Raw genomic sequence first — 7,602 nt, 5'->3', positions numbered from 1 at the left:
TGAAAGAAGGCGAGCCACTTGTAACAATTTATTCTAATAGAGAAAATGTTGATGATGTTATTGCGAAAATCTATGCTAACATTTCAATTGCTGATAGCGCAGTGGAACCAACACTTATCCACTCAATCGTTACTGAATAAAAGCAAGTTTAACCGTGTTAAAACACTGGTAAATTGGAATCTATAACAAAGTCACTACTTTTAGACTAAGGAATTTAAGTTAGGATAGACTGATCCATGTCTATTTAAAACTTAAATTTCAGGTCTGGTAGTGGCTTTTTTTATAGGGTATGAAATTTCCAGATGTTTTAGGTTAAAGTGCTAGAGACTGAAGAGAAACGTCAATCTAGGTTGTTACAATTTGCTCATTCGGGATTGCGTACCTTATGTACGCGCACCGTCAATCACGCATCGTGCCTACTAGCTCAACATTTCTCTTCTTCTAAAAAATATTATAAGAAAGCCATCATTAGAATTTTTCTAGTGGTGGCTTTTTTTACAGGGTATGAAATTACTATCATCGTTTCAAATTTATTTGCTTACGAGGATAGTATGGGTGTTGACACCGTTGCAAATTAATTTGCTTACGGAGACAATATGGGACGGAGCGAAAGCGAGTACCATTCCTTATGTTAATGTCTTGAGAGTACCAATCGTTGTTGTTTTTTCAATACAGTTAAAATGAAAACCGTATCATTTAATATAACCTCCATAAAATTAAGAATTATATCCTAAATAAAGAGCAATAAGCATAATAAAACAAAGTACTAAAATAAGACTAAAAGATAATATCATAGATATGATAGTTAGTAGTGTAGAATTCTTTGTTCTATTTCTCCATGATAATATAAACCAAAAAAAGCAAAATAATGTAGGTATCATAAGGATAATAATATACATATAGCGTTGTTTAAACATAAACCAAAATTCAGTTATAAACTCATTCATTGATACACCTGCTTTCTTGGGAAGCGTTTACATACACTTTTATAATACACATTTTATGTCGATAAGACAATGATGGTAATATAAGAAGTTCAAAAGTTAATCCCAATATAGTTTATGCAAATGAAAATAGTGTATCAAAAGACTTAAAAATGATGGATGTATGAAATGTTGATAAATTATGCTTGTAATTCTAGAGATAAAGCTAACATTTCTCTTCTTCTAAAAAATATTATAAGAAAACCATCATTAGAATTTTTCTAGTGGTGGCTTTTTTTGGGAAAATAGATAAGATGATTTAGTTTTATGACAAGTATTAATAGTCATTTGTTAAAATTTACAGTTGATTTGATAAAACTACCTTGATATGAAACGTTTTGTAGCTATAAAAATGGTGCTGTGTTTGTTATAATGGTAAGGATAATAACAATAATAAAAGGCTACCTGTGTGACATTATATAGAGGGAGCTAAGAGAAATTAGGTGATTCACATAGCGAGATATGTTGTTGTAGATATCGAAACAACAGGCCATCGCCCAAATGAAGGCGATCGAATAATAGAATTTTCAGCCATTGTCATTGAGCATGGGGAAATTGTACATGAATTTTCAACGCTAGTGAATCCTGATCGGACGATTCCACCGTTTATTACGGAGTTGACTAAAATCAATTCAAAAAAGGTGGCAACCGCCCCTTATATTGAAGATATAATGACAATCATAGCTTCATTATTGTCAGATTCTGTTTTTGTAGCACATAATGTCCAGTTTGATTGGCCATTTATACAATCGGAAGCAAAACGTTTAGGGTACGATTTTGATATAGCTCGTGTGATTGATACGGTTGAATTAACACGCATTTTATTTCCAACTTTAGATAGTTATCGTCTCAGTGATTTGAGTGAGGATTTTAATATCACTCATGACCAACCCCACTCAGCAGCAAGTGATACTTTAGCAACTGTACATTTATTTTTAGAAGCCATGCAAGCATTGGATAAAGTACCCACTTCAGTTTTAGAGCAATTATATGAATTAATGCCTCATTTACTTAGCGACTTTTCAAAGGAGATTTATACTCTTATTCAGAAAAAAGAGCGACGTAATGAACCGTTGTCAAAATCATTAGTAGCATTTGAAGGATTGATTTTTCGCCGACCAATTGAAACTGAAATCTTAAATAAAACAGTTGAAGATGTTTCTTATCCACATACAATGGCGGAAAAAGAGAACTTAATCCAACAGTCTTTTTCAAATTATGAGCCGCGACCGAATCAGTTCGTGATGATGGATCAAATATATGATCAATTACGATTAGATCATCATCAAGCAATTGAAGCGGGCACTGGTATTGGTAAAACGTTGGGTTACTTACTGCCTGCAGCTTATTTTTCACAAGAAAGTGGGAAGCGTGTAGTTGTTGCAACATACTCACTTTTATTACAAAACCAAATGATGGCTCAAGATGTACCACGGCTGCAAAAACTGTTACCTTTTCCAACAAAAGTTGCGACGGTCAAAGGGCGCACTCATTATGTTAGCCTTAACAAACTATCCGTTGTATTAAAGGCACCAGGGAATAATTATGATGAATTTTTAACGAAGGCTCAATTGTTAATATGGTTATTACAAACAAATAGCGGTGATATGACTGAGCTTAATCATCCTGGTGGCGGTAAAAACATTATGTATCAGGTAACAAGTAGTGCGCGTGATGATGGTTCTATTTTTGAAGAGTACGAGTATTACTCACGAATGAAACGTGAAGCTGCAGCAGCGAACATTGTTGTTACAACACACGCAACATTATGGTTAGATACTGTTTCTCAAACCGATGTGTTAGGAGATTATGACCACGTTATTGTCGATGAAGCCCATCACCTTACGGATTCTGCTCGCCAATTTTTAGGTGCACAGTTCTCATTACAACAAACGCGTTATATGTTGAATCGGATTACGTCATTGCATAAAGAGAATACTTGGAGTGAAATGAAGAAAAAGAGTGATTTAGCAGATTCTCTCTTTGAGATTGGTCTTACGGTCACTAGTTTAGATATGGAACTGGGCCATTTTTTCACTTATATAAATGAATTATTTTTGAATGAAAAAGAAAAACGACCTGGTGCATTTCGTGTCGCATTATCGGATGGTGAGAAAGCCACAGTTGCCCAATTACCTGATCATATTGTTGTTTCTTACCGGCGTTGTGAAAATTTTTATAAGGTTTTAAGCGAGCAGTTGTTAGAAATGAGCACTGCAAAATCGGTGAGTGAAGAAGCGCTCTTTGAAATTGAAGTCACACGAGCAATTAGCTTTATCAAGGAGCAACAGCAAGCCTTGGTTAGACTAATGACAGAGACAGAACCTGAGATGGTTGTTTGGTACGAAACAGACCGTAAAAACACTCGTAATGGCAGTCGCTTGGTTGGTGAGCCATTGCAAACGGCACCACTTATTCAAGAACGTCTTTTTCAAACGAATAAGTCAGTGATTTTAACATCAGCAACACTCACCACTGACCGATCGTTTGATTATTTAGAAAAAGAATTGGGTTTTGAAACGAGTGCGCTACCAACGCTAGCTTTAGCGGCTTCATTTGATTATGCCACGCATGTGCGATTGTGTTTGCCTGAAGATATGCCATCAGTAAAACAGGTCAGTGTGAATGAGTACGCTCATGCTTTAGCTGATTATCTGAGTGATGTTGCTCAAGTAACTGATGGACGGATGTTAGTATTATTTACAGCCTATGATATGCTGACTGCAACCTACCATCGATTAAATAAAGATAAAAAATTAGATGCTTACCGTGTATTAGCACAAAATGTAACTTCGGGTAGTACACAACGATTGATTCAACAATTTAAACGGACGGATAAGGCAATTTTATTAGGGACGACTAGTTTTTGGGAAGGGCTCGATATTCCAGGTGAAGCATTAAGTTGTATTGCTATTGTAAGATTACCCTTTATTTCACCAGAAGACCCTTACATGAAAGCGCAGATGCGTCGTTTCAAAGAACAAGGTGAGAATGCTTTTGAAAAATATGCATTACCACAGGCTATCTTACGATTCCGTCAAGGGTTTGGCCGTCTGATGCGTCATGAAAATGATCGTGGTATCATTTTAGTATTTGATCAACGAATTGATAACACGGATTTTGGACAAGCCTTTCTACATTCGATCCCTTCTGTTGATATTGTTAAAGGAACAAGCGAAGTGATTTTGCCAGCAATTGCTGAATGGTTGCCACAAACAACAATAATCGACCATTGAAAACGATTTTTACTTTATTTTAAGCAGTAAGATTGCTATAATATGCTAGTGAGTAGGGTGGAATTTCACCTTTTACAAATAACTGAAATAAGTGACAGAAAGTGTGAGACTTATCAAAACATTATTGAAGAGAAGTCATGAACATCGTAGACGTCGTCGTTGGCCGTGGATTGTGTTAGGTTGTTTTTTAGTTATCATAGGTATCGCTACAACAGTCTACCTGGTTTCAACAGCACCACTTCGAGAAGCGAAAGCTGATGCGTTTGAAGTGGCTCAAAAAGAAAAGAATATTGTCTCCGTTAGTGATTTTTACTACTATAATGGTATTAAAGATAAATATTCTGTTATTGTGGGACCAAATAATAAAAAACAAGAAACAGCTGTTTTTGTTCCGCGAGGCGTTAAAGGGAAATACGCGAACAAAACAATTAGCTATCTGATGAAAGATGGCATCACTAAGGAAAAAGCAATTGAAATTGTAGAAAAAGAAAAAAGTCCTAGCAAGATATTAACAACGCATCTTGGAATGGATGAAGGCACTCCGATATGGGAAATTTCTTATCGTAAAGCCGACGGGACACTCAATTATTTAGAAATTAATTTCATCACGGGTTCGTGGTATCGCCAGATTAATAATTTATAAGGAGGCAGTAACAATGACATTTGAATTATCGAAGCGTGCGTTAAACATTACGCCATCAGCAACATTGGTTATTTCAGGTAAAGCAAAAGAGATGAAAGCCTCTGGTATTGATGTAATTGGTTTAGGTGCAGGTGAACCGGATTTTAATACGCCAGATTATATTTTGGATGCTGCAAAAGCAGCGATGGATAATGGCGAAACAAAATATACTGCAGTTGGTGGTATCATTGAGTTGAAACAAGCAATTGTTGATAAATTAGCCATTGATAATGGTTTAACTTATACAACCAATCAAGTTATTGTTACAACGGGTGCTAAAAATGCTATTTATACATTGTGCCAAGCAGTGTTAAATGCAGGGGATGAAGTTATTATTCCTGCACCTTATTGGGTCAGCTATACTGAAATGGTTAAATTGGCCGAAGGTGTTCCTGTTATTATTGAAGGAAAGCAAGAGCAACAATTTAAAGTGACAGCTGCTGAAATTGAAGCAGCGATCACGCCAAAAACACGTGCTCTTTTTATCAATTCACCAAGTAATCCAACGGGTACAGTTTATAGTCGTGAGGAGTTACAGGCGATTGCAGAAGTAGCAGTTAAACACCAAATTATGGTTATTTCAGATGAAATTTACGAGAAATTAATTTTTGGTGAGGCTGAACATATTTCAATTGCTTCTTTAGGTGATGAAATCAAACAGTTAACGATGATTATAAATGGCGTGTCAAAATCACATGCAATGACAGGGTGGCGTATTGGATATGCAGTCGGTGATGCACAAGTGATTAAAGCGATGACCGAGCTAAATGGTCATGCTACAAGTAATCCTACGTCAATTGCGCAGTATGCTGCATTGGGAGCTTATACAGGAGATCAAACAGCAATTTCTGTAATGAAGGAAGCCTTTGGCAAGCGTTTAGATACAATTTATCCGCAAATCACTGCAATTCCTGGTTTCAAAGTAGATAAACCAAGTGGCGCCTTTTATCTCTTTATTGAGGTAAGTGAAGCAGCAAAACAAACAGGTTTTGATTCGGTCGATGCGTTTGCAACGGCATTGTTAGAAGAAGCGCACGTTGCGGTTATTCCGGGATCAGGGTTTGGTACGCCAAACTATATTCGTATCTCATATGCTACCTCATTAGAGTTATTGGAAGAAGCGGTCAAACGAATGAAAAACTTTGTTATTTCAAAACAACATTAAAGTGAAATTATTGGAGGAAATGAATTGAAAATTACAATTAAGCAAGCAAAAGATTATGTAGGACAAGTCGTAACAATCGGTTGTTGGTTAGACAACAAACGTTCAAGTGGTAAAATTGCGTTTTTACAATTACGTGATGGTTCTGGCTTTATGCAAGGTGTTGTCGTTAAAGCTGAGGTTTCAGAAGAAATGTTTGATTTAGCAAAACATATCACTCAGGAAACAAGTCTTTACGTAACTGGTGAAATCCGTGAAGATTCACGTTCTAAATTTGGCTTTGAAATGGGCGTGCAATCAGTTGAAGTCATCGCTGAAGCAAAAGATTACCCAATCACACCAAAAGAACATGGAACAGAATTTTTAATGGACAACCGTCATTTATGGTTACGTTCTAAACGTCAACATGCCATTATGAAAGTGCGTAACGAATTAATTCGTGCGACATATGAATTCTTCAATGATAATGGTTTTACAAAAGTTGATCCGCCGATTTTAACTGGTAGTGCACCAGAAGGAACAACGGAATTATTCCATACAAAATATTTTGATGAAGATGCATTTCTTTCTCAAAGTGGCCAACTATACATGGAAGCGGCAGCAATGGCTTTAGGTCGAGTATTTTCATTCGGACCAACATTCCGTGCTGAAAAATCAAAAACACGCCGTCACTTAATTGAATTCTGGATGATTGAACCAGAAATGGCATTTGTACAACATGCAGAAAGTTTAGAAATTCAAGAACAATATGTTTCTTATATTATCCAATCGGCGCTTAAAAACTGTGAATTGGAATTAGATACATTAGGTCGTGATACATCTAAATTAGAATTAGTAACAGGTGAATTCCCACGTATTACTTATGATGAAGCAATTGAATTATTACACAAATTAGATTTTGATGATATTCAATGGGGTGATGACTTTGGTTCGCCACATGAAACAGCAATTGCTAATCATTTTGATAAACCAGTCTTTATCACTGAATACCCAACAGCAATCAAATCTTTCTACATGCAACCAAAACCTGGACGTCCAGAAGTTGTTTTATGTGCTGATTTAATTGCTCCTGAAGGTTATGGTGAAATTATTGGTGGATCAGAGCGTATTCATGATGCTGATTTAATGTTAGAACGTGTTAAAGAGCATGGCTTAGATCCAGAAGCATACTCATGGTACTTAGATATCACTAAATATGGCGATGTGCCACACGCTGGATTTGGTTTAGGTTTAGAGCGTTTAGTAGCATACGTAACAGGTGTTGAACATGTGCGTGAAACAATTCCGTTCCCACGTTTGTTAAACCGTATCTACCCATAAATAAAAGTACAAGACCACAAGCTTAACACCAAAGCATTTGGAATCTTTGACAAACGACTAGTTGTGTCGGCAGGAGAAGATGAAAATGGACAGGTGTTAGAGGTCTAAACTAGATAATAAATAAAAGCTCAGACCACAAGCTTAACACCAAAGCATTTGGAATCTTTGACAAACGACTAGTTGTGTCGGCAGGAGAAGATGAAAATGGACAGGTGTTAG

At 36.3% G+C, this 7,602-nt stretch carries 4 protein-coding genes and 1 pseudogene; all 5 read left to right on the top strand.

What is annotated here, in order from left to right; all coding sequences use genetic code 11:
* Positions 1–140 (top strand): annotated as a pseudogene (deoA, locus tag IKV95_RS06550) (pyrimidine-nucleoside phosphorylase); the annotation flags it as partial.
* A gap of 1,286 nt (positions 141–1,426) precedes the next feature.
* Positions 1,427–4,219 (top strand): ATP-dependent DNA helicase DinG, encoded by a 2,793-nt coding sequence (gene dinG / locus IKV95_RS06545; RefSeq protein ID WP_278403943.1) that lies wholly within the window; start codon positions 1,427–1,429, stop codon positions 4,217–4,219.
* A 103-nt stretch (positions 4,220–4,322) separates the two neighbouring features.
* The gene (locus tag IKV95_RS06540) at positions 4,323–4,862 is read left to right on the top strand and encodes a cell wall elongation regulator TseB-like domain-containing protein (RefSeq protein ID WP_141690176.1); all 540 of its coding nucleotides are present in this window, start codon (positions 4,323–4,325) and stop codon (positions 4,860–4,862) included.
* A gap of 13 nt (positions 4,863–4,875) precedes the next feature.
* On the top strand, positions 4,876–6,066 hold the full coding sequence (locus IKV95_RS06535) for a pyridoxal phosphate-dependent aminotransferase (RefSeq protein WP_029092619.1): 1,191 nt from the start codon (positions 4,876–4,878) through the stop codon (positions 6,064–6,066).
* Between the two features lie 24 nt (positions 6,067–6,090).
* On the top strand, positions 6,091–7,383 hold the full coding sequence (asnS, locus tag IKV95_RS06530; protein WP_029092618.1) for an asparagine--tRNA ligase: 1,293 nt from the start codon (positions 6,091–6,093) through the stop codon (positions 7,381–7,383).
* The last annotated feature ends 219 nt before the right edge of the window (positions 7,384–7,602 follow it).

It is taken from the genome of Brochothrix sp., from assembly GCF_017549435.1.
GTDB lineage: Bacteria > Bacillota > Bacilli > Lactobacillales > Listeriaceae > Brochothrix > Brochothrix thermosphacta.
This window is presented reverse-complemented; position numbering and strand designations above follow the sequence as displayed.